Here is a 20,376-nt window from a genome sequence, read left to right as displayed (position 1 = left end):
AGCATGAAGACCAAGGTCGCCGTCATCGGTTCGGGCAATATCGGCACCGACCTGATGATCAAGGTGCTCCGCCTCTCGGACACCCTCGAAATGGGCGCGATGGTCGGCATCGACCCCGCCTCCGACGGACTCGCCCGCGCCGAGCGGCTCGGCGTCCCGGCCACCGCCGAGGGCGTCCAGGGCCTGATCGCGATGGACGGCTTCGAGGACATCAGGATTGTCTTCGACGCGACGTCGGCGAAGGCGCACGTCGCCAACGCCGCCGCGCTCGCCCCGTACGGCAAGCAGCTCGTCGACCTGACGCCCGCCGCCATCGGCCCGATGGTGATCCCTGCGGTCAATCTGGAAGACCATGTCGCCGCGGACAACGTGAACATGGTGACGTGCGGTGGCCAGGCCACCATCCCGATCGTCGCCGCCGTGTCCTCGGTGGCACCCGTCCCGTACGCGGAGATCGTCGCCTCGATCGCGTCGAAGAGCGCGGGGCCCGGCACCCGCGCGAACATCGACGAGTTCACCGAGACGACCAGTCACGCGATCGAGACGGTCGGCGGCGCGGACCGCGGCAAGGCCGTCATCGTCCTGAACCCGGCGGAGCCGCCGCTGATCATGCGGGACACCGTGCTCGCGCTGGTGAACGCGCCCGACGAGGCCGCCCACGACGCCATCCGCGCGGCCGTCGCCGAGCGGGTCGAGGAGGTGTCCGCGTACGTTCCTGGCTACCGACTCAAGCAGCAGGTGCAGATCACGCCGGTCCCCGCCGACCAGCCCGTGCACACCCTCACCACGGCCCCGGTCACCCACCAGGTGTCCGTCTTCCTCGAGGTCGAGGGGGCCGCCCACTACCTTCCGGCGTACGCGGGCAACCTCGACATCATGACCAGCGCGGCCCTGCGGATGGCCGAGGCCATGGCCGCCCGCGCCGCCCAACTCCCCCGCGCCACCGACCTCCAGGGAGCCGACGCATGAGTGACACCGCCACACCTGACACCAAGCTGTTCATCCAGGACGTCACCCTGCGCGACGGCATGCACGCCATCCGGCACCGCATCGCGCCGGAGCGGCTCGGGAGGATCGTGGCCGCCCTCGACGCGGCCGGTGTCGACGGGATCGAGGTGTCCCACGGCGACGGCCTCGCCGGCGGTTCCCTCAACTACGGTCCCGGCAGCCACACCGACTGGGAGTGGATCGAGACCGCGGCCGCACACATCAAGAACGCCCGTCTCACCACGCTCCTGCTGCCCGGCATCGGCACCATCGAGGAACTCAAGCGGGCGTACGCGCTCGGGGTGCGCTCGGTGCGGGTGGCCACGCACTGCACCGAGGCCGACGTGTCGGCCCAACACATCGCCACGGCACGCGAGTTGGGCATGGACGTCTCCGGCTTCCTGATGATGAGCCACATGGCCGATGCCAAGACTCTGGCCGCGCAGGCCAAGCTCATGGAGTCCTACGGCGCCCACTGCGTCTACGTCACCGACTCCGGCGGCCGGCTGATGATGGACGGCGTCCGCGAGCGGATGCGCGCCTACCGCGACGTCCTCGACCCGGCCACCGAACTCGGCATCCACGCCCACGAGAACCTCTCGCTCTCCGTGGCCAACTCCATGACCGCGGTGGAGGAGGGCGTGACCCGCGTCGATGCCTCGCTCGCCGGTCAGGGCGCGGGCGCGGGCAACTGCCCCATCGAGGCGTTCATCGCGGTGGCCGACCTCAACGGCTGGAAGCACGGCTGCGACCTGTTCGCCCTCCAGGACGCGGCCGAGGACCTGGTGCGCCCGCTCCAGGACCGCCCGGTCCGCGTCGACCGCGAGACCCTCACGCTCGGCTACGCCGGGGTCTACGGCTCCTTCCTGCGCCACGCGGAGGCAGCGGCCGAACGCTACGGCATCGACGTCCGCACCATCCTCGTCGAGGTCGGCAAGCGCGGCCTCGTCGGCGGCCAGGAGGACATGATCGTGGACGTGGCGCTGGGGCTCGCGCAGGCGAGCTGACACCACGTACGGGGCGAGCTGCCCTTCAGGTCTACGCGGGCGCGAGGACGATGTCGAAGCGCGCCCGCGACCAGGGGCCCCGGACGGTCCGGCCGTCCGGGGTGGGGGTGTCGGCGGGCTGCTGCGCGAAGTCCTTCACCAGGGAGTCCCGGACGCCGAACACCGCGTCGGAGTCGAGGAGTTCGTCGCCCCGTACGAAGATGTGGGTCACGAGCGTGCGGCAGTCCTCGTGGGTGACCTTGAAGTGCAGGTGCGAGGCCCGCATCGGGGAGCGGCCCACCGACTCCAGCAGCTCCCCCACCGGGCCGTCGTGCGGGATCGGGTACGGCGTCGGGGTGACCGCCCAGAAGCGGAACCGCCCCTGGGAGTCGGTGATCAGGTGGCCGCGCGCGGCGGTCCGCCGGTCGTCGTACTGGACGTCGTAGTGGCCGGTCTCGTCCGCCTCCCACACCTCGATCCGGGCTCCCGCCAGTGGTGTGCCGGCCGTGTCGGTGACCGTCCCCTCGACCCAGCAGGGTTCCCCGGGCGCACCGACGGAGATGTCACCGCCGAGTGGTACGGCGGGCGAGTCCTCCACGAAGAAGGGGCCGAAGACGGTGGCCTCAGTGGCGTCGCCGTACGCCTCGTTGTTGACGGTGACGGTCTGCATGGACGCGCCGAGGACGTCGGACAGGAGGATGAACTCCTGGCGGCGGTCGTCGGTGATGTCGCCGCAGCGGGTGAGGAAGTCGATGGCCCGGTTCCACTCGTCCTCCGTGAGCCGGACCTCGCGGACGTAGGCGTGCAGATGGCGCACGAGGCTGCTCATCAGCTCCCGCAGCCGGGGGTCCGGGCAGTTGTCGAAGGAGGCCGTGACGCGGTCGACCAGGGCTGCCTCGCGGAGCTGCTGGTCGGGGTCGGGCGCCGTCCGGGTCGGGTGGGTGGTCATCGGGGGATGTCTCCTTCCCAGGCCGCGCGGAGCAATGCGCTGAGCCGGTCTCGGGTCACGGGGGCGGGGTTGCCTTCCGGCACGGCGGCGAGGACGGGTTCCACGGCTTCGGCGATGCCGCTCTCCGGCATGCCCAGTTCCTTGAGCGAAGTGGGTGCGTCCAGGCGGGCGTAGAGGGCGGCCAGGCCCTCGGTGGCGGTGGGTGCGTCGAGTGCGGCGGCGATCCTGCGTTCGGCCTCGGGGGCGTGGGGCGCGTTGAGGGCGAGGACGTGGGGCAGGACGGCGGCGTGGGTCTGCGCGTGCGGGAGGTCGAAGCGGCCGCCCAGCACATGGCAGATCTTGTGGTGCAGGCCGGATCCCGCGGAGGCGAAGACGACCGCGGCCAGGTAGGCGCCGTAGAGCATCTGCTCGTGCCCCGCCAACCGGTCGGGGTGTGCGCCGACTTCGGGCAGACCGGTGCTCAGCGCACGAGCCGCCTCTTGTGCCATGGCGCGGTCGATGGGGTCGGCGCGCGGCCCCCACATCGCGTCGACGCAGTGTGCGAGGGCGTTGAGGCCGCTGGCGACCGCGAGTGCGCCGGGGAGGGTGAGGAGGAGCGAGGCGTCGTAGACGACGGTGGCCGGGAGCACCGCGGGGTCCACGCCGGTGGTCTTGACGCCGTCCCGGGTCAGCCCCCAGACGTTGGTCGCCTCCGAGCCGGCGTAGGTGGTGGGGACTGCGATGATCGGCAGTTTGGTGGTGAGGGCGACGGCCTTGGCGAGGCCGGTCGCCGAGCCTCCTCCGACACACACCAGGGCGTCGGCGGCGTGCTCGTGCGCGACCTTACGGGCCCGCTCGGCGGCCTCGACGGGGACGTGCTCGACCACCTCGTCGTGGACCCGTGCCCCGGTCAGGCGCTCGGCGAGCTCCGTGGTCAGGGCCCTGGCGGAGGGGCCGCCGACGATCAGGACGCGTCCCGATCCGAGCCTGGCCACTTCGTCGACGACGGTGCGGACGGCCTCCCCCGGCGCGAACACGGCGCGCTGCGCGGGGGTTTCGTGTGCGAACTTCATTCCGCCCATACTGCCTGGGCCGAGGGGGCGGAGCGGTGAGGCAGTCCGCTGGCCGGACCGACGGGCTCCGCCACCCGCCGCCCGCTCAGCCCGCCATGCCGACCCGCGGCCCGGGGTTCGTATGGGAGGAGTTCTGCCGGTACAGGCCGCGGCCGATGTCGGCCGCCGTCGCCAACAGTGCGTGGATCAGCTGCTGGTCGTCGCGGCGGTCGGCCGAGACCGTCGCGGCGATCGTGCCGATGATCCGGTCACCGCCGAAGTACATGATCGGCACGGCGAAGCTCTTGTACCCGTGCATGCACGACTCCCGCTCCTGGGCCCACCTGCGCGCGCGGATCTGGGCCAGCTCGGCGCGCAGCGCCGCCGGGTCGAGCCGGTCGGAGGACGGGGGTCCGTCGGCGCGCTGCGCTTCAAGCTCGGCGATCACGTCCTCCTGGTCGTCGCTGTAGGCCAGCAGCACCCGCCCGGAGACGGTGAGCGGCCGCGACACGTTCGAGCCCACGGCCGCGACGACCGCGGCCTCCCGGCGGCCGCCGAGGCGTTCCAGGTAGCAGCAGTCGGTGCCGTGCGGCACGGCCAGGTGGATCACGGCCTGGGTCGCGGCCCGCAGGTCCAGCATCGCCGGGCGCGCGACGGCCCGTAGGTGGGCCGGTCCGGGGACCAGCCGGCCCAGCTCGAAGATGCGCCAGCCGAGCTGGTACCCGTCCGGCGTGCGGCTGAGATAGCCGAGTTGGACGAGCTCGGTTCCGATCCGGTGCACGGTCGCCTTGGGCACGCCGGAGCGGCGGCTGAGCTCGCTCAGACCGAGGCAGGTCGAGCCGGAGGAGAAGGCTCCGAGCACCAGGTGCGCCTTGCCGAGCACGGAGCTCATGTGCGGTTCGGGGGCCGCGGGCCCGGCCTCCGGGGCGGCCTGCTCCGCGGTGTCGAGTTCTGCCTGGGCGCTCGCGCGCATACCGCTTCCCCTCGCCGATTCCGATGACCAAAGGTGATTGTTCAAAGTTTGTGAACCGATTGGCAACCCTTCCGGCGACAGCGAACAGGCACCCTGTGACCGCCCGATGACGACCCGATGACGGCCGGTTACGCGGCGCCGATCCGCCCAGTGGACCGAGCGGTTCCTTCCGGGACGCGCGGCAGCGAGGCTGCCGCCATGAGTAGCCAAGACACCATCGACACCCTGGTCAAGCGCATCGAGGTCCTCGAGGCCGAGGCCGACATCCGCCGTATTCAGGCCCGGTACATGTTCCTGTGCGACACACCGTGCCCGGAGTACGGGGTGGACAGCGACGAGCAGCGCATCGAGCTGATCCTCGACCTCTACTCCGACGACGCCATCTGGGAGGGCGTCGGCGAGTACTACGGCAGCCAGTTCGGCCGGGCCGAGGGCAAGGCGGCGATCCGCGCGCACTTCAACCGCTTCTGGCCGCAGGACCAGGACCCGAAGCTGCTCCTGAACGCCCACTGGCTCACCTCGGAGCAGATCCATGTGTACGGGGACGAGGCCGACGGCCAGTGGATCCACTTCCAGCCCTGGCTCTTCGAGGACGGCAAGTCCCTGATCCGCGCCAGCCGGCTCAACAACGCCTTCCGCAAGATCGACGGCGTATGGAAGATCACGCGGACCCGGACCGAGAACGTCGCCATCGCCGATCTGCCCGACTTCTTCGCCGGCAGTTACCCGAAGCGGTCCGTGCTGCTCAAGGCGCCGGGGACGAACCACACGAATGAGCACGCCGCCGGCGCCTGAGCGGCCCCCTCCCTCGTAGTCCGCCGCCCTTCTCCTCAACGGGCAGGTTCTCCTCACCCGTTGAGGCTTCGCTCCACCCAGACCGCAGCACGCAGGGCTGCCGCCTCGGATCCCGCGATCACCTGGAGTCCGAGCGGCAGCCCTGCCGCGTTCCGCAGCCCCGGCACGGCCACCGTGGGCAGACCGAGGGCCTGCCACGGGCGGCTGAGCACCGGATCGCCGGTGGCGTCGAGCCCCTCAGGCGCCGCCCCCGGCGCGGCGGGGCCGAGTACCGCGTCGTACTGGGTGAGGAGCGCGCCGAGTTCGGTGCGTGCCTCGGCGACCAGTCGGCACGCGGCGCGGTAGTCGGATTCCGAGGTGTCCGCGCCGGTTCGCAGCAGCCCGGCCAGGGGTGCGCTGAGTTGATCGGCCCGCTCCAGTTCGGCGGAGCGTTCGCGTGCCGCCTCGTAGGCCATCACCACCGGGTGCGCCGCGGTCACTTCGGCGATCAGTGCCTCCAGCGGGAAGGCGTCGATCTTCGCGCCGCGGCCGGTGAGCCGGGCCTCGGCGGAGGCGAGCGCCGCACCCATTTCGTCGGACACGGCCACCAAGGGGATGGCGTTCCACAGCGCGAGCCGTGGGGCGGTGTGCGCTTCGCGGGCCGGGTCCGGCTCGCCGGTGAGGGCCGCCCAGGCGAGGGAGACATCGGCGGCGCCGGCCGCGTACACACCATGTGCGTCGAGGCTGGGGCTGAGGCCGGCGACACCGTCGGTGGACAGGTGTCCGTGGCGCAGGACGAGCGAGGCGACCCCGCAGTACGCGGCCGGCCGGGTCACCGATCCCGCGGTCTGGGAGCCGATGGCCAGCGGGACCTGCCCGGAAGCGACCGCCGCGGCCGAGCCGCTGGAGGAACCGCCGGGGGTGTGCCGCAGGTTGGCGGGGTTGCGGGTCGGGCCGGGCGCGAAGAAGGCGAACTCCGTGGTCACGGTCTTGCCGACGGGGATCGCCCCGGCCGCTCGCCAAGCCTCCACGACAGGGGCGTCCCGCTCGGCGGGACCGGCGTCGGCGCGCAGCACCGAGCCGCAGCGGGTGGGCAGCCCGGCCAGGTCGATGATGTCCTTGACGCCCATCGGGACGCCGCCCAGGGGGCCGGTGCGTACGGTCACGGGGGTGTCCGCGCCGCTTTCGTCGAAGGCCACCCAGGCGCGTACCCGCTCCTCGGTCTCCACGATACGGTCGCGGCTGCTTCGCAGGGCCGCCTCGGGGGTGGTCCGCCCGGACCTCAGATCGGCGACGAGTTCACTCAGGGACCAGGGCTGTCGAACGCTGTCGCTCACTGTTCCCTCCACTGCGCGTCGCTCCCCCGCTGGCCCTCGGCCGCCCACTGCGCGTCCGCCTCCCAGAAGTCCACGCCGCCTGCGCTCACGCCGTGGCGCCAGGCGGAGGTGCGTCGCAGATCGGGTTCGACCGCGGCGGTCTCCGCGTCCGCCGCGTCCGGGCCGTCCTGGGGAACACCCCAGTGCACCCAGCCGAGTTCACGGCCCGCCGCGTCGTGGACGAACAGGTCGACGTGTTTCCAGCCGTAGCCATGGTTGTCGTTGTAGCAGGTGAGGGTCATCCGCGGGGCGCGGTCGACCGGCTCGTTCTCTTGCATGCTCAGCCACTCCTCCTTGTCCATGCTCAGCCACTCCTCCTTTTCCGTGCTCCGCCACGGCTCCCTTTCCGTGCTCCGCCACTGGATCCGACCACATCGCCCTGCCACTTCCGCCGGGTCGGTCCACTCACCGGTCCGACCCGTCGCATCGGCCCACCCGATGGCTGAGCATCCCGTTGGGCCTTGAACCAGCGAGGGGAAAACAGCATGACCATCGATTTCACCCCGGCCACCATCCATCAACTGGAACCGGCCGACCTCGTACAGGAGGATCGCGTCGCCGCACGGGTCTACACCGACCCGGAGATCTTCGAGCGCGAGATGACGCAGATCTTCGAGAAGACCTGGATCTGGGTGGCGCACGAGAGCGAGCTGCCCAAGCCGGGCAGCTTCAAGTCCACGTACGTGGGCCGCAATTCGGTCATCGTCACCCGGGACCGCAAAGGCGCCATCCACACCCTCGTCAACCGCTGCCGACACCGCGGCGCCAGCCTCTGCGAGAAGCCGCGCGGCGAGGCCAACGGCTTCACCTGCCCGTACCACGCCTGGTCGTACGGCCTGGACGGGCGGCTGCGCGGCATTCCGTATCCCGACGGCTACGAGGGGGTGCTGAGCAAGGACGAGATGGGCCTGCGCAAGCTGCGCACCGAGAGCTACCGCGGCCTGATCTTCGCCACCTTCGACCAGGACGCGGAGCCGCTGGAGGAGTTCCTCGGCGATGTGCGGCTGTGGGCCGACCGGTTCTTCAAGCAGGGCGGCGGCTATCCGCTCAAGGTGCTCGGCACCCACCGTTTCAGGTTCCGGGGCAACTGGAAGATCCAGCTGGAGAACACCACCGACGGCTACCACTTCCCGATCGTGCACCGCTCCTGGATGAGCTCGGTGGACGGGGAGACGGCCGACATGCTGAGCTTCATGACCGACCCGGCCTCCACCTGCCACGACCTCGGCAACGGGCACAGCGTGATGCACATGGTGCCGGCCCACATCGACCTCGACGCCGATGACGGCAGCGAGCCCCTGCAGCCCCGATTCGACGGCCTGGTCGCCGAGTTGAGGGAGGGCGGGGCGGACGAGGCACAGATCCGCAAGCTGGTGCGCGCGATGCACGGCACCGGGTCGAACCTGAACCTGTTCCCCAACGTCGGCCTGTCCTCCGCGTTCTTCCGGGTGCTGCGGCCGGTCAGTGTCGACGAGACGATCATCGAGCACGTGGCGCTCGGCGTGGACGCCCCTGAGGAGATCGCGGGCCCGATCCGCCGCGAACGCCTGCGCATCCACGAGCACTTCCAGGGACCCTTCGGTTTCGGTACCCCCGACGACGCCGAGGGCTGGGACCGCGTCCAGCGCGGCGCGCAGGCCTGCCCGGAGATGCCGATCATGGTGAACCGCGGCCTGAAGCGCGAGGCCGACGCCCCCGAGGGCTGGGCCACCTCGCACAGCACCGACGAGACCGGTATGCGGGCCGCGTACCGGATGTGGAAGAAGATGATGAGCAATGGCTGACACCGCCACCACGATCACCGGCGCCCCCGGGGCCACCCTCTCCGACCCGCGCGTCGTGCGGGCCATCGAACTCCTCTGGCACGAGGCGGACTTGCTCGACCGCAAGGAGTACCGGGCCTGGAACGAGCTCTACGCCGAGGACGGCATCTACGTCATCCCCCTCGACCCCACCACCGAGGACTTCGACGACCAGCTGAACATGGTCTACGACGACGCCCGGATGCGGGCGATGCGCGTGGCGCGCCTCACCGAGGGGTACGCCATCGCGGCGGTCGACTCGGCGAGGACCGCGCGCACCGTGTCACGGTTCGTACCCGTCGAGACCTCGGACGGATCGGTGTCACTGCGCGCCGCCCAGGTCCTCGTCGCCTACAAGCGGGGGCGCCATCAACTGTGGGCCGGGGACGTGGAGTTCACGGTCCGGCTCGGCGCGGACCGGTCCGAGGACCGGATCGTGCGCAAGGTGATCCGCCTGGTGGACGCCGAGGACGCCGTGCCCGCCGCGGGGTTCCTGCTGTGAGCGTCGCCGTCCAGGTCTCCGAGATCGTGGAGGAGAGCGCGGCGGTCCGCTCCCTGCGGCTGCGCAGGGCCGACGGCGCCGCTTTCGGACCCTTCGCGGCCGGCGCGCACGTCGACGTGACCGGCCCCACCGGAGTCCTGCGCCAGTACTCGCTGGCGGGCGACCCGGCCGACCGCTCGTCCGTCCTCATCGCCGTGAAGCGGGAGGCCGAGTCCCGGGGCGGCTCGGTCGCACTCCACCGGACAGCAGTGGGCGACCAGTTGACGATCGGCCCGCCGCGCAACCTGCTGGGCATCGCCGACGGAGCCGACCGGCACCTGCTGGTGGCGGGCGGCATCGGCGTCACCCCGCTGCTGAGCATGGCCTACGAACTCCACCGCCGCGGCGCCGACTTCGCACTGCACTACTTCGTCCGCTCACGCGCCGAACTCGCCTTCGGCGACCTGCTGGAACGCCGCGCCGAGTTCCGCGACCGGGTGACGCTTCACATCGGCCGACCACGGACCGAACACCCGGACATCCTGGCCCCGTTGACCGCACCCCTGACCCCCGACAGCCACGTCTACACCTGCGGCCCGGTCGGCTTCATGGACCAGGTAACCGCCGTCTTCGCCCCGGTCGTGGGCGAGGCGCAGGTCCATGTCGAGCACTTCTCCGCGGAGCCGGTCGACGCCTCGGACGACACACCGTTCACGGTGGAACTCGACACCGGCGAGGAGTTCGAGGTCCCCGCGGACCGGTCGATCCTCTCAGTGCTCGAAGAGGCGGGCATCCCCGTCGGCAAGTCCTGCGAGGAGGGCATCTGCGGCTCCTGCGTCTCCGGCCTCCTGGAGGGGATTGCGGACCACCGCGACCACTGCCTGTCGGCCGCGGAGCACGCGGCCGGCACGGAGATCGCCCTCTGTGTGTCACGGGCACGCTCCGATCGGCTCCGTATCGAGCTGTACTGACCGGCGGCACACCACCCTCCGACCACGTGCCGAAACTCCCCTCACAGGCACCGAGGTAGACACATGACCGAGCAGATATCGGCGACGGACACACCGACCGCGCCGGAGCCGCCCCGCACCGGCATCGCCCGTATCGCCATGGCCAGTGGCGTGGGCACCTCCCTGGAGTTCTACGACTTCGCCATCTACGGGACGGCGACCACGCTCGTCCTCACCGACACCTTCTTCCGGACCGACGACGCCTGGTTCGGCACCTTCCTCGGGCTCGCGACCTTCGCCATCGGCTTCCTGATGGCCCCGCTCGGCGCGGCCGGATTCGGCTGGCTCGGGGACCGGTACGGGCGGCGCTTCGCGCTGCTGCTCACCTTCATCGGCATGGGCGCGGCGACCGTCCTGATGGGTGTGCTGCCGACCTACGCCCAGATCGGTGTCGCGGCGCCACTGCTCCTGGTCGTCCTGCGGATGGCACACGGCCTGTTCCGCGGCGGCGAGACCGGTGGCGCCGCCGCCCTGGCCATCGAGCACGCCCCCGATGAGAAGCGGGCCAGGTACGGCGTGTTCGTCGCGCTCGGCTCGCCGTTCGGGACGATCCTCGCGAACCTGGCGTTCGCCGCCGTGCTCTTCCTGCCGGATTCCAGCGTCGAGTCATGGGGCTGGCGGCTGCCCTTCCTCGCCGGTGGCATCGCCATCGTCATCGGCATCTGGATCCGCCGGGGCGTGGCGGAGAGCCCGGTGTTCCAGCAGATGGTGCGCGAGGAGGGCGAGACCCTCAAGAACCGGCGCCCGGTGGCCGACGTCTTCCGCTCCAACTGGCGGCGGGTGCTGCTGGCCGCGGGCGTGAACATCGGCCTGAACTCCTGCACGTTCGCGCTGGTCACCTTCATGATGTCCTACGCGACATCGGCCGCGCCCGACGGTCTCGGGCTGCCCCGCCAGGAGGTGGTCAACGCCAGCACCCTCGGCCTGCTGGTCCACGCGGCCAGCAACGTACTCGGGGCCTGGGCCTCCGACCGGTTCGGCCGACGGCCGGTCATGTTCACCGGAGCGCTCTCGTCGCTGGTGGCGGTGCTGGTCATCTTCCCCATCGCCGGGACCGGATCCATCGGCGCCCTCACCGGCGCGCTGATGCTCGGCTTCGCGACGACCGGGCTGCTGTTCGGCCCGATGTACACCTTCTTCACCGAGCTCTTCCCCCGCGACCAGCGGCAGTCCGGGATGGGCATCGCCTTCCACCTCGGGGCGGTCCTCGGCGGCGGCATCTCCCCGCTGGTCGCGAACCGGATCGTCGCCGCGACCGGGGACGCGATGAACGTCGGCTACTACCTCGCCGGCACCTGTCTCCTCTCCGTGGTGTGTCTGATGGCCCTGCCGGAGACGGCGCCCCGGGCCCTGCGCCGCCTGCACCCGAAGCAGACCGCCACCGCGCCGCCGGTCAAGACTCCGGACGCGGCCGACGTCCCGTAGTCGGAATCCTCGACGCGGTACGGCTCAGTGGGACTGCTTGTGCGTGGTGCGGTCGTGGCGGCGGCGTGCCCTGAACCGGCCGCGGCCGCCGTCGCGATGGTCGTGCCGGTCGGCCGGGACGACCGGCGGGGGCTGGGCGGGCAGGGTCGTGGCGTCTGCCGGTTCGCCGGGAGTTCGGCGGCCGGGCAGGAAGCGGCGGTAGGTGCGCAAGGCGATCCTTTCGGCGTGCTGGGCGTTGAGTCGATGGATCAGGTAGGCGCCCAGGGCTATCAGCAGGAGGAAGGCGAGTGCGGTGATCACGGCGTCCATGGCCGTCACCGCCCCGCCACCGTGGGGCCGGGGCGCGCGGTTTCGGCCGCCACGAGATCCGTGGCGCTCAGCCGAGGACCGTCCGGGGCGCAGGCACCGACCATGAGCCGGTCCGCGCAGGCGGCACTCGTCTCGGGCGGAATCACCAGGAGATCGAAGCGGCGGGTCCCGTAGGACAGCAACAGCAGTGTGTGCGGGTCGAGTTCGGGAGTGAACCACCCGGTCTTCACCGCCCGCCGGCCGACGGTCACCTTGCGCGGGACGACGGGCCAGAGCATCGGGTTGACGGCGACCCGCGTGATCCGGCCCCACGACGGGTCGAGTACGTCCACGAGTTCGGGGAGCTCGACGGTCAGGTCGCGCGAGTGGGGCCACCAGGCGCCGTCCAGCAGGCCGTGGCTCGTCGGGGACCTCAGCGCGACGCGGGCACCGGGCGGCCGGGAGGGTGCGGGTGGCGTGGTGCGGGTGGGCGGGATGATCGCGATCACGATGCGAACCCGTCTCCGGAGCGGCACGGGGGTCGCCCCGATGTATCCGATCACCGAGGACGAGACCCGCGTGGCTGCCGGAGTGCGAAATGCCCTCGGTGCCTCCACCGTACTCCTGCGGGCGCATTCGGCGGCCGGCCCGTCGAGGGCCGTTCCGCTTTCGTGGCGCAGGTGTGTGGGTGGGTGAGTGGGTGAGTGGGCTGATGACTGTGCGGGCTGTGCAGCTGTGCGGGCCGCCCGATGTCAGCCGAGCAGGCCCGCCTCCTGTGCCAGTACCGCGGCCTGGACGCGGTTGGTGCAGTCGGTGCGGGTGAGGATGCTGCTGATGTGGGCCTTGACCGTGCCGGAGCTCAGGTGCAGCCGGGTGGCTATCTCGGCGTTGGAGAGGCCGGTGCCCAGGAGCCGAAGGCCGTCAGCATCACCGCGTGCGGGTTACGCGGCCCCGCCTCGGCCGACCGTCCAAGCTTCGGGTCCGATCGGCCAGGCTTCCGGGCCCACCGTCCAGGGCACGCAGTTCACCGCGCGCCGAGGTCGGGGCGCTGCTGCGACACAGGAGCGGGCGTGGGTTCGGACGCGGGCGCAGGTGCGGGCGCCGGCCGGGAGCTCACCAGCCACAGCCCGGTGCACACCGCTGCGGCCAGGGTGACGGCTCCGGCCACGACGAAGGCACCCTCGAGACCGGCCTCGAAGGAGGCCCCGCCGGACTGCAAGGCACGGACCACAGCCCCGAGCACCGCCACGCCGAGCACCGCGCCGATCTGCCGCGTGGTGCTGCTGATGCCCGAGGCGAGGCCGCCCTCCCGCGGGTCGACCGCCTGGATGGCGGCGCCGGTCAGCGGGGACATGGTCAGGGCGAAGCCGATGCCGACCATGGCGAGCCGCCACCACACGTTCGCGTAACCGGTGTCGGCATGCACCCCGCCCAGCGCGACGAGCCCGAGCCCGGCCAGCGCCAGGCCGCCGGTGACGACGGACCGGTAGCCGTACCTGGCGGCGAGGCGGCCCGCGAAGGGGCTGACGACGACCATGGCGAGCGTGCCGGGCAGGGTCTGCAGTCCGGCCATCAGGATCGAGCTGCCCTGGACGTACACGAAGAACTGCGAGAAGAAGAAGTTCGAGCCCATGAGCGCGAACCCCACCACGATCATCGCGGAGTTGGAGACGGTGAACAGCCGCTGACGGAACAGGCCGAGCGGCAGCATCGGTGCGGGGTGGCGCCGTTCCACGGCCACGAACGCGCCGAGGAGGACGGCCGCCGCCGCGAAGCCACCGAGGATGACCGGTGAGGTCCAGCCGCGCGAGCCGCCCTCGATCAGGGCGTAGGACAGCGTGCCGACCCCGAGGACGGACAGGATCGTGCCCGGGATGTCGAGGGCGCCGGGCTCCGGGGTGCGGGACTCCTTCAGGACGCGCCGTCCGGCCACCAGCAGGACCACGCCGATGGGCACGTTGACCAGGAAGATCGCGGGCCAGCCGAACGCCTGCGTAAGGGCGCCTCCGGCCACGGGCCCCGCGGCCAGGCCGATGCCGCTGAGCCCCGCCCACAGCCCGATCGCCCTGACCCGCTCCTTCGGGGCGGGATGCGCGGCCACCAGGAGTGCGAGCGAGGCGGGGCTCAGCGCCGCGGCCCCGATCCCTTGCAGCACCCGCCCGGCCACCAGCCAGCCGACCGAGGGGGCGACGCTGCACAGCACGGACGCGGCGGTGAACACCGCGACACCGCTCAGGTACACGCGCTTGCGGCCGAAGCGGTCGGCGAAGACTCCGCCGGACAGCAGCAGCATGGCCACCAGCAGGACGTACGCGTCGACGATCCATTGCAGGCCGGTCAGATCAGCACCCAGGCGGTGCTGCATGTCGGGCAGTGCCGCGCCGACGATCGTGTTGTCGAGCAGCACCATGAACTGCCCCAGACAGGTCACCACGAGCATGACGTACCCTCCCACTCGCTTAATGCAGCCGACGGCTGCATTAAGCGAGACCATAGAGCAGCCCGATATGTAAACGCAAGTGCGAGCTGCGTTAAGGTGGGAGACATGGACGAACAACAGCGCACCCGGAGGCCCGGCGGACGCAGCGCCCGCGTCGGCGCGGCCGTACATCAGGCCGTCACCGACCTGGTGGGAGAACGCGGTTACGGCGGATTCACCGTCAGCGAGGTCGCGGCCCGCGCGGGAGTCGCCGACACCACCGTCTACCGCCGCTGGGGCAGCCTCGAAGAGCTGCTCACCGACGTGACGCTGACCCGCCTCAACGCGCGGTCACCGATGCCGGACACCGGGGACCTGGCCGGCGACCTGCGCACCTACGCGGCCCAGGTGGCCCAGGAGATCACCGGACCCGACGGCCTCGCCGTGCTCCGCCTGACCGTCGCCCTGTCCGGCTCGGGCCCCGAGGGCATGCGCCTGCGCGACGACTTCCTCGGCGAACGGGCCCGGCAGATGCAGACCATGCTCGACCGGGCACGCGAGCGCGGGGAGCGGTCCCTCGACGCGCTGGACGTCCTCGACCACGTCATGGCCCCCATGTACATCCGCGTCCTGTTCGGCGCGGGCCCGCTCACCCCGGAGTACCTGGACGGCCTGGTCGACCGACTGCTGCGCTGACCATCGACCGACCCAGGCCCCCAGGGTCGGCCGTTTGACTCAGGTGACTCAGGCCCTAACGCAGGTTCTCCCGCGCCCAGCCCTCGAAACGCGTCAGCGGCAGACCCAACGCACGCGCGAACTCCGGGCGGCCCGGCTGACCCGCGGCGTTCATCCACGCACCGGAGGCACCCATGGGAGGCATTCCGGCCGCGAGGGCCTGCTCCAGGGTCAGGTCCGGCGCGGTGATGCGCTTACCCAGCACGCGGCTGAGGACCTCGGCGATTTCCGCCATCGACCGGTACTCACTGGCCAGTTCGAGCTCCACCTCGTGGAAACGGTCCGGGTCCGCGAGGGCGGCGGCGGCCGCGGTGCCGATGTCCGCGACCGCGGTCAGGGAGAGCCGGGTGTCGGGCTTGATGAGCGTGATCAGGCCACCCTCGATGCCGTTCGGGAAGAGATAGGCCATGGACGGGAGCAGGTTGTCCATGAAGAAGCCCGGCTTGAGCAGGGTCCAGCGCGGGAAGCCGGCCTTGCGGACCAGGTCCTGGATGGCGGCCTTGGTGTCGAGGGCGGGGGCCATGAAGTCCCAATGCCCCTCGGCCCAGCCGGGGACCTCGATGTGCTGCCCCGCGCCGGCGACGGAGGTGTGCACGAACTGCTCCACCCCGGCGGCCCGGGCTCCTTCGACGAGATTGGCGCCCTGGGTCAGCTCGTTGTCGAAGTCGGCGCCCTCGGCGGTGAAGAGGGGCATCTGAACGGAGAAGACGGCGCGGGCACCCTCGGCGGCGCGCGTTACGGAAGCGCGGTCGAGGAGATCCCCGGTGACGAGCTGGGCGCCGAGTCCGGCGACGGCGCGGGCCCGGTCGGTGGCGGGGTCCCGGACCAAGGCGCGTACGGGAACTCCTGCGGAGAGCAGCGCGCGAGCGGTGGCACCGCCCTGACGCCCGGTGGCGCCGGTGACGAGCACGGGGGCGTGGGCATGGGTGCGGGCATGGGCCAGCGGCGAGTCGGCGGACGGGATGGACATGGGAAAACCCCTTCGACTTCGGCATACGACCGTCCGCCGACAGACGCCGGCCAACGAAAATGGCGGGGCCCGCCACTTATGTTCGGCTACGATATGGCGGGGCCCGCCACTTAGCAATCCTGGAGCTGATGACATGGTCGAGCGGCAGCGCGCCGACGCCCGGCGCAACTACGAGCGGATCCTCGCCGTGGCCGAGGAGGAGGTCGCGGCGCAGGGCGCGGACGCCTCGCTGGAGCAGATCGCACGCGTGGCCGGGGTCGGCTCGGCGACCGTACGCAGGCACTTCCCGACCCGGCGGGCGCTACTGGAGGCGGTCTCCCAGCAGCGGATCGAGGCACTGTGCGCACGGGCACGCGAACTGGCCGACCGAAAGGGCGCCAGCCGTAACGGCACCAGCCACCACGCCACCAGCAGTAACGGCGAAGACCGGAAGGCACTGCTGGAGTGGCTCGGCGAGGTGGTCGCCTACTGCGTCACCGCGCGCGGCCTCGCGGCAGCCCTCTCGTACGACGAGGGGCACGACCCGCTGGGGGGCAACTCCTGCGCGGCGGCGCTGATCGAGGCGGGAGAGCCGCTGCTGCGGAGCGCCGCGCGGGAGGGCGCGGTGGCGCCGCAGACCACGGTCGAGGACCTGATCACCCTGGCCGTCGGCCTCGCCCTCGCCACGGAACACCACCCCGACCCCACGGCCCGCGCCGACCAACTGCTCGCACTGGCAGTGGCGGGCATCAGCCCGGAACGCGGCTGACCACCCACCCCGGAACAGGCCGACCCGACCAGAAGGCCCACTGCCCGACCGGCAGTTGGCCCACCCCAGGAACGGAATCCACCCGCAACCCGCACGAAACCCTCCGCCGCACCGCGCTTCGTACACTCGGCACACCGACCCCGGACACGACACCGGGATCCCGCACCCCTGCGGAGAACCGCTCGCTGGGAGAACGACCATGGCGCACGTCATCCCGATCCGCGGCTCGGCCGCCCGTGCGCCGGAGACCGGCAGCATGCTCACCTTCTCCACCGTCCACGGCTACCGCCGCGCCTACCGGATCGCCGGTGAGGGCCCGGCCGTTCTGCTCATCCACGGAGTCGGGGCGTCCTCGGCGCACTGGGAGGACTGCTTCGCCGCCCTCGCGCGCCGGCACACCGTCATCGCCCCCGACCTGCTCGGCCACGGCGACTCGGCGAAGCCGCGGGCCGACTACTCGGTCGCCGCGTACGCGAACGGCCTGCGTGATCTCCTCGGCGTGCTCGGCGTCGAACGGGTCACCCTCGTCGGGCACTCCTTCGGTGGCGGGGTCGCGATGCAGTTCGCGTACCAGTTCCCCGAGCGCGTCGACCGGCTGGTCCTGATCTCCACCGGTGGGGTCGGGCGCCAGGTGACTCCCGTGCTGCGGGCCGCGACCCTGCCCGGCGCGGGGCTCGCGCTCGGCCTGCTGAAGGTGCCCGGCGCGCAGGTGCCGATCGCCGCGTTCATCCGCGCTCTCCAACTCCTCGACACCGGACTCGGCGTGGACGCGGCCGACCTCGTCAACCTGGTCGACGCCCTGCCCGACCAGAACTCCCGCAACGCCTTCACCCGTACGCTGCGGGCCGTCGTCGACTGGCGCGGCCAGGTGGTCACCATGCTGGACCGCTGCTACCTGGCCCAGGGCATACCCACCCTCCTCGTCTGGGGCGACCGCGACAGCGTGCTGCCCGTGGACCACGCCCACACCGCCCACGCGGCGATGCCGGGCAGCCGCCTCGAGATCTTCCCGGGCGCGGGACACTTCCCTCACCACGCCGATCCCACGCGGTTCGTCCAGCTCCTGCAGGAGTTCATCGCCACGACCACGCCCGGCGACTGGAGCGTCGAGCAGTGGCGCGAACTCCTGCGTACAGGACGCCCGGAGGACCCCTACGCACAAGGTGTGGGACGCGATTACCTCGAGGCGAGCGAACGCAGCGCGACGTGAGGCCGACCGTGGTGCGGGGACCCGCCGACTGGCCCCCGCACCACGGTATTTGGCGGCGGTTGGCCTCCCCGCTGTCATCAAGGGAGAGGATCCGCAGGCCCCCATCCTCACAAGGCCACGCCATGGCGGACAGTGCACACAGCGAAGGCGTCTGTACATTGCACGAAACCCTCGCCCCGCACCCTGGTGCTGTGCCAGGCTTTTCCTCATGTTGATCACTCGTTCCGCGTGTGGTCGCGAAGGAAAACACCCGGCAGACGGCAGCCACGCATGACGCTCGCGAGTTCACCCCCGCAGGACAACTCCCCTATACGTACACACTTTTCCTCGGCCGACCCGGACAGCGTGCGCACGTTCCTGGACTGCGCCTACGGGCTCAACATGCGTATGGACAACCCGGCCAACGGACGCGCTTTCCACCATGCGCGCAGCGATGCCGGCTCGTTCGCGGTCGACGACGTCGACACACCGCTGGATCTCGATGTCGGCGCCAGCTTGGACTCGTTGCTGATCGTCAGGCTGCACCGGGGCACCTTTGCGAGCCAGTGCGCCGGCTTCGACGAACGTTTCACTGCCGGCGATGTCTTCGTCCAGTCCCTGCCCGACCGGACCTACCGGTCCGTCACCCACGACGCCGCCCTGCAGGGAGTCCTGCTGCGTCCTGCCCTCCTGCGGGAGGCCGCCGGAATTCTGCCCGATGGGCAGCCCGGCACCTGGCAGTTCACCGGGCTCCGCCCCGCTTCCCCGCACCTGGCCGCGCTCTGGAAGAACACCGTCACCTACATCGCCGACCACCTGCTCGCCAATGACGAGGCCGCCGGCCAGGATCTCCTCATCGGCAACGCCGCCCGCCTGCTGGCCTCCACCGCCCTCACCGTCTTCCCCAACACCGCCCTGCCCTCTCGCCCGCCACGGCGGCCGAGTGCTCCCACACCCGCCACCGTGCGCCGGGCGGTGTCGTTCATCGAGGCCAACGCCCACCGCGACATCGGGCTCGTCGACATCGCGGCCGCCGCCCACATCACCCCTCGGGCCCTTCAGTACGCCTTCCGCCGCCACCGGGACACGACACCCCTCGCCCACTTGCGCGCCGTGCGTCTGGCCAACGCGCACCGCGAACTACTGGCAGCCGACCCGAACACCACCACAGTGACCGCCGTCGCCGCCCGCTGGGGCTTCCTCCACCCCGGCCGCTTCACCACCCGGTACCGAGCCGCCTACGGACACGGCCCGACGATCACGCTGCGCCAATAGCCTCGCCCGACCGAGGGCGTACTGTGCAGTCAGGTACTTGTCGCCGCGCTCGGGCGCGGCGTATCCCACCCGCGAAGGGGGCACGATGAGGCCCTCGGGCTCAGTCGAATCATCCGGGTACGCGGCGCAGCTGCGGATGCGGGAGCGCGCCCGCGTGATGCGGGAGCGGGCCTTCCAGCAGGGCGAGCGGGCTCAGCGGATGTGTGCGGATGCCCGCAAGATGCGGGCGGCAGCGGCGAGGTCGCGGGGCCACTGACTGCCGCCCCGAAACGTCGTGGCCCGTTCAGGGACTTTCCGGTCCCGCTCAGGCCCCCCGCTCCGGGGCGACCGCGCGGCTCACGCAGTCCCGGAGCAGGGTGCGCCGCTGGTCGTGCACGCTCGCGGGCTCCTCGGCGGAGGCTGCGTAGACGTTGCTCACCGGGGACCAGGCCATCGACATGGCGATGACCATGGCCATCACGTCGAAGGGGTCCCCCTGCCTGATACGGCCGGCGGCCTGCGCCTCCGCGATGGCGCGGAGTTTGCGGTCGTCGTAGTGGTCGTGGTCCGCCACGAGGTGCCCGGTCGGGCGCCGCTCCAGGCGCGCCCAGGTCGCCAGCCGGATCAGATCGGGGCGGCTGAGGTACTCGTCGTAGAGGCGCACCGCCCAGTCGGCGAGGTCCTCGGCGTCGATGGTGACGACATTGGTGATCCGCTCCAGTGAGGCGAAGAAGATCGCGTCGAAGAGCTGTTCCTTGTTGCCGAAGTAGCCATAAAGCTGCGCCTTGTTGGTGCGCGCGGCGGCGATGATCCGCTCGATGCGCGCACCGGCGATGCCGTACTCGGCGAATTCCTGCGTGGCGACGTCGACGATGCGCTGGTACGTCGCCGCTCCGCGGCTGCTGGATGGCTGGTCGGGCATGTACCGCACCGTAACAGACAGACTCGTCTGTTTGCTTCTCGGCCCGCATGCGCCTAC

Annotated in this window: 21 protein-coding genes and 1 pseudogene; 11 read left to right on the top strand and 11 right to left on the bottom strand. The window is 71.3% G+C overall.

The annotated features are described in order from the left end of the window. Positions 1–3: 3 nt before the first annotated feature. Both ACYSUO_RS06240 and dmpG read left to right on the top strand, forming a co-directional pair. Positions 4–969 carry an acetaldehyde dehydrogenase (acetylating) gene (locus ACYSUO_RS06240; RefSeq protein ID WP_461774983.1) on the top strand — a complete coding sequence of 322 codons (966 nt, stop codon included), beginning with the start codon at positions 4–6 and terminating at the stop codon, positions 967–969. Beyond that, entirely contained in the window at positions 966–1,994 is a 1,029-nt protein-coding gene (gene dmpG, locus ACYSUO_RS06235) for a 4-hydroxy-2-oxovalerate aldolase (protein WP_461774982.1), read from the top strand. The genes ACYSUO_RS06240 and dmpG overlap by 4 nt, the downstream gene beginning before the upstream one ends. A 31-nt stretch (positions 1,995–2,025) precedes the next feature. Here the strand turns inward: dmpG and ACYSUO_RS06230 are convergent, their stop codons facing one another. The 3 genes from ACYSUO_RS06230 to ACYSUO_RS06220 form a co-directional block, all read right to left on the bottom strand. Continuing rightward, the gene (locus ACYSUO_RS06230; protein WP_461774981.1) at positions 2,026–2,922 is read right to left on the bottom strand and encodes an intradiol ring-cleavage dioxygenase; all 897 of its coding nucleotides are present in this window, start codon (positions 2,920–2,922) and stop codon (positions 2,026–2,028) included. Next, positions 2,919–3,974 carry a maleylacetate reductase gene (locus ACYSUO_RS06225; protein WP_461774980.1) on the bottom strand — a complete coding sequence of 352 codons (1,056 nt, stop codon included), beginning with the start codon at positions 3,972–3,974 and terminating at the stop codon, positions 2,919–2,921. Before ACYSUO_RS06225 ends, ACYSUO_RS06230 begins: the two co-directional genes overlap by 4 nt. Positions 3,975–4,059: 85 nt before the next feature. Continuing rightward, positions 4,060–4,926 carry an IclR family transcriptional regulator gene (locus tag ACYSUO_RS06220; RefSeq protein ID WP_461774979.1) on the bottom strand — a complete coding sequence of 289 codons (867 nt, stop codon included), beginning with the start codon at positions 4,924–4,926 and terminating at the stop codon, positions 4,060–4,062. Between the two features lie 198 nt (positions 4,927–5,124). Between ACYSUO_RS06220 and ACYSUO_RS06215 the strand changes: the two genes are divergently transcribed. Then, positions 5,125–5,721 (top strand): nuclear transport factor 2 family protein, encoded by a 597-nt coding sequence (locus ACYSUO_RS06215; protein WP_461774978.1) that lies wholly within the window; start codon positions 5,125–5,127, stop codon positions 5,719–5,721. Positions 5,722–5,774: 53 nt separating this feature from the next. On the opposite strand, the gene ACYSUO_RS06210 is transcribed toward ACYSUO_RS06215, so the two are convergent. Together ACYSUO_RS06210 and ACYSUO_RS06205 are read right to left on the bottom strand one after the other, a co-directional pair. Next, a complete protein-coding gene (locus ACYSUO_RS06210) occupies positions 5,775–7,037 on the bottom strand; it encodes an amidase (RefSeq protein WP_461774977.1) in 1,263 nt (420 codons plus the stop codon). Continuing rightward, positions 7,034–7,378, bottom strand: a complete 345-nt coding sequence (locus tag ACYSUO_RS06205) for a hypothetical protein (protein ID WP_461774976.1) — start codon at positions 7,376–7,378, stop codon at positions 7,034–7,036. Before ACYSUO_RS06205 ends, ACYSUO_RS06210 begins: the two co-directional genes overlap by 4 nt. A 183-nt stretch (positions 7,379–7,561) precedes the next feature. Between ACYSUO_RS06205 and ACYSUO_RS06200 the strand changes: the two genes are divergently transcribed. The 4 genes from ACYSUO_RS06200 to ACYSUO_RS06185 all read left to right on the top strand — a co-directional run bounded on the left by ACYSUO_RS06200 (position 7,562) and on the right by ACYSUO_RS06185 (position 11,794). Beyond that, entirely contained in the window at positions 7,562–8,860 is a 1,299-nt protein-coding gene (locus ACYSUO_RS06200; protein ID WP_461774975.1) for an aromatic ring-hydroxylating oxygenase subunit alpha, read from the top strand. After that, positions 8,853–9,380, top strand: coding sequence for an aromatic-ring-hydroxylating dioxygenase subunit beta (locus ACYSUO_RS06195; protein ID WP_461774974.1), 528 nt, complete (start codon positions 8,853–8,855; stop codon positions 9,378–9,380). Before ACYSUO_RS06200 ends, ACYSUO_RS06195 begins: the two co-directional genes overlap by 8 nt. Next, positions 9,377–10,330 carry a PDR/VanB family oxidoreductase gene (locus tag ACYSUO_RS06190; RefSeq protein ID WP_461774973.1) on the top strand — a complete coding sequence of 318 codons (954 nt, stop codon included), beginning with the start codon at positions 9,377–9,379 and terminating at the stop codon, positions 10,328–10,330. The genes ACYSUO_RS06195 and ACYSUO_RS06190 overlap by 4 nt, the downstream gene beginning before the upstream one ends. Positions 10,331–10,393: 63 nt before the next feature. After that, the gene (locus ACYSUO_RS06185) at positions 10,394–11,794 is read left to right on the top strand and encodes an MFS transporter (protein ID WP_461774972.1); all 1,401 of its coding nucleotides are present in this window, start codon (positions 10,394–10,396) and stop codon (positions 11,792–11,794) included. A gap of 24 nt (positions 11,795–11,818) precedes the next feature. Here the strand turns inward: ACYSUO_RS06185 and ACYSUO_RS06180 are convergent, their stop codons facing one another. The 4 genes and pseudogenes from ACYSUO_RS06180 to ACYSUO_RS06165 all read right to left on the bottom strand — a co-directional run bounded on the left by ACYSUO_RS06180 (position 11,819) and on the right by ACYSUO_RS06165 (position 14,522). Further along, on the bottom strand, positions 11,819–12,103 hold the full coding sequence (locus ACYSUO_RS06180; RefSeq protein WP_461775170.1) for a hypothetical protein: 285 nt from the start codon (positions 12,101–12,103) through the stop codon (positions 11,819–11,821). Between the two features lie 5 nt (positions 12,104–12,108). Beyond that, positions 12,109–12,591: a DUF5994 family protein gene (locus tag ACYSUO_RS06175; protein WP_461774971.1), complete on the bottom strand. Its 483-nt coding sequence runs from the start codon at positions 12,589–12,591 to the stop codon at positions 12,109–12,111. 243 nt (positions 12,592–12,834) lie between these two features. Then, positions 12,835–13,011, bottom strand: a pseudogene (locus ACYSUO_RS06170) (response regulator transcription factor); the annotation flags it as partial. 95 nt (positions 13,012–13,106) lie between these two features. Further along, positions 13,107–14,522 (bottom strand): MFS transporter, encoded by a 1,416-nt coding sequence (locus ACYSUO_RS06165; RefSeq protein WP_461774970.1) that lies wholly within the window; start codon positions 14,520–14,522, stop codon positions 13,107–13,109. A gap of 105 nt (positions 14,523–14,627) precedes the next feature. Between ACYSUO_RS06165 and ACYSUO_RS06160 the strand changes: the two genes are divergently transcribed. Next, the gene (locus tag ACYSUO_RS06160; RefSeq protein WP_328631003.1) at positions 14,628–15,197 is read left to right on the top strand and encodes a TetR/AcrR family transcriptional regulator; all 570 of its coding nucleotides are present in this window, start codon (positions 14,628–14,630) and stop codon (positions 15,195–15,197) included. Between the two features lie 55 nt (positions 15,198–15,252). On the opposite strand, the gene ACYSUO_RS06155 is transcribed toward ACYSUO_RS06160, so the two are convergent. Further along, complete coding sequence (locus ACYSUO_RS06155) at positions 15,253–16,206, bottom strand: NmrA/HSCARG family protein (RefSeq protein ID WP_461774969.1); 954 nt, start codon at positions 16,204–16,206, stop codon at positions 15,253–15,255. A gap of 133 nt (positions 16,207–16,339) precedes the next feature. Between ACYSUO_RS06155 and ACYSUO_RS06150 the strand changes: the two genes are divergently transcribed. The 3 genes from ACYSUO_RS06150 (at position 16,340) to ACYSUO_RS06140 (ending at position 19,418) form a co-directional block, all read left to right on the top strand. Continuing rightward, positions 16,340–16,954, top strand: a complete 615-nt coding sequence (locus tag ACYSUO_RS06150) for an SbtR family transcriptional regulator (RefSeq protein WP_461774968.1) — start codon at positions 16,340–16,342, stop codon at positions 16,952–16,954. Positions 16,955–17,153: 199 nt separating this feature from the next. Further along, positions 17,154–18,164: an alpha/beta fold hydrolase gene (locus ACYSUO_RS06145; protein WP_461774967.1), complete on the top strand. Its 1,011-nt coding sequence runs from the start codon at positions 17,154–17,156 to the stop codon at positions 18,162–18,164. A 270-nt stretch (positions 18,165–18,434) separates the two neighbouring features. Continuing rightward, complete coding sequence (locus tag ACYSUO_RS06140; RefSeq protein WP_461774966.1) at positions 18,435–19,418, top strand: AraC family transcriptional regulator; 984 nt, start codon at positions 18,435–18,437, stop codon at positions 19,416–19,418. A gap of 304 nt (positions 19,419–19,722) precedes the next feature. On the opposite strand, the gene ACYSUO_RS06135 is transcribed toward ACYSUO_RS06140, so the two are convergent. Further along, entirely contained in the window at positions 19,723–20,319 is a 597-nt protein-coding gene (locus ACYSUO_RS06135; RefSeq protein ID WP_461774965.1) for a TetR family transcriptional regulator, read from the bottom strand. Positions 20,320–20,376: the final 57 nt, after the last annotated feature.

Source organism: Streptomyces sp. UC4497 (assembly GCF_054871485.1).
The sequence above is the reverse complement of the archived record's forward strand: the minus strand, read 5'-3'. Positions and strand labels throughout refer to the sequence as shown.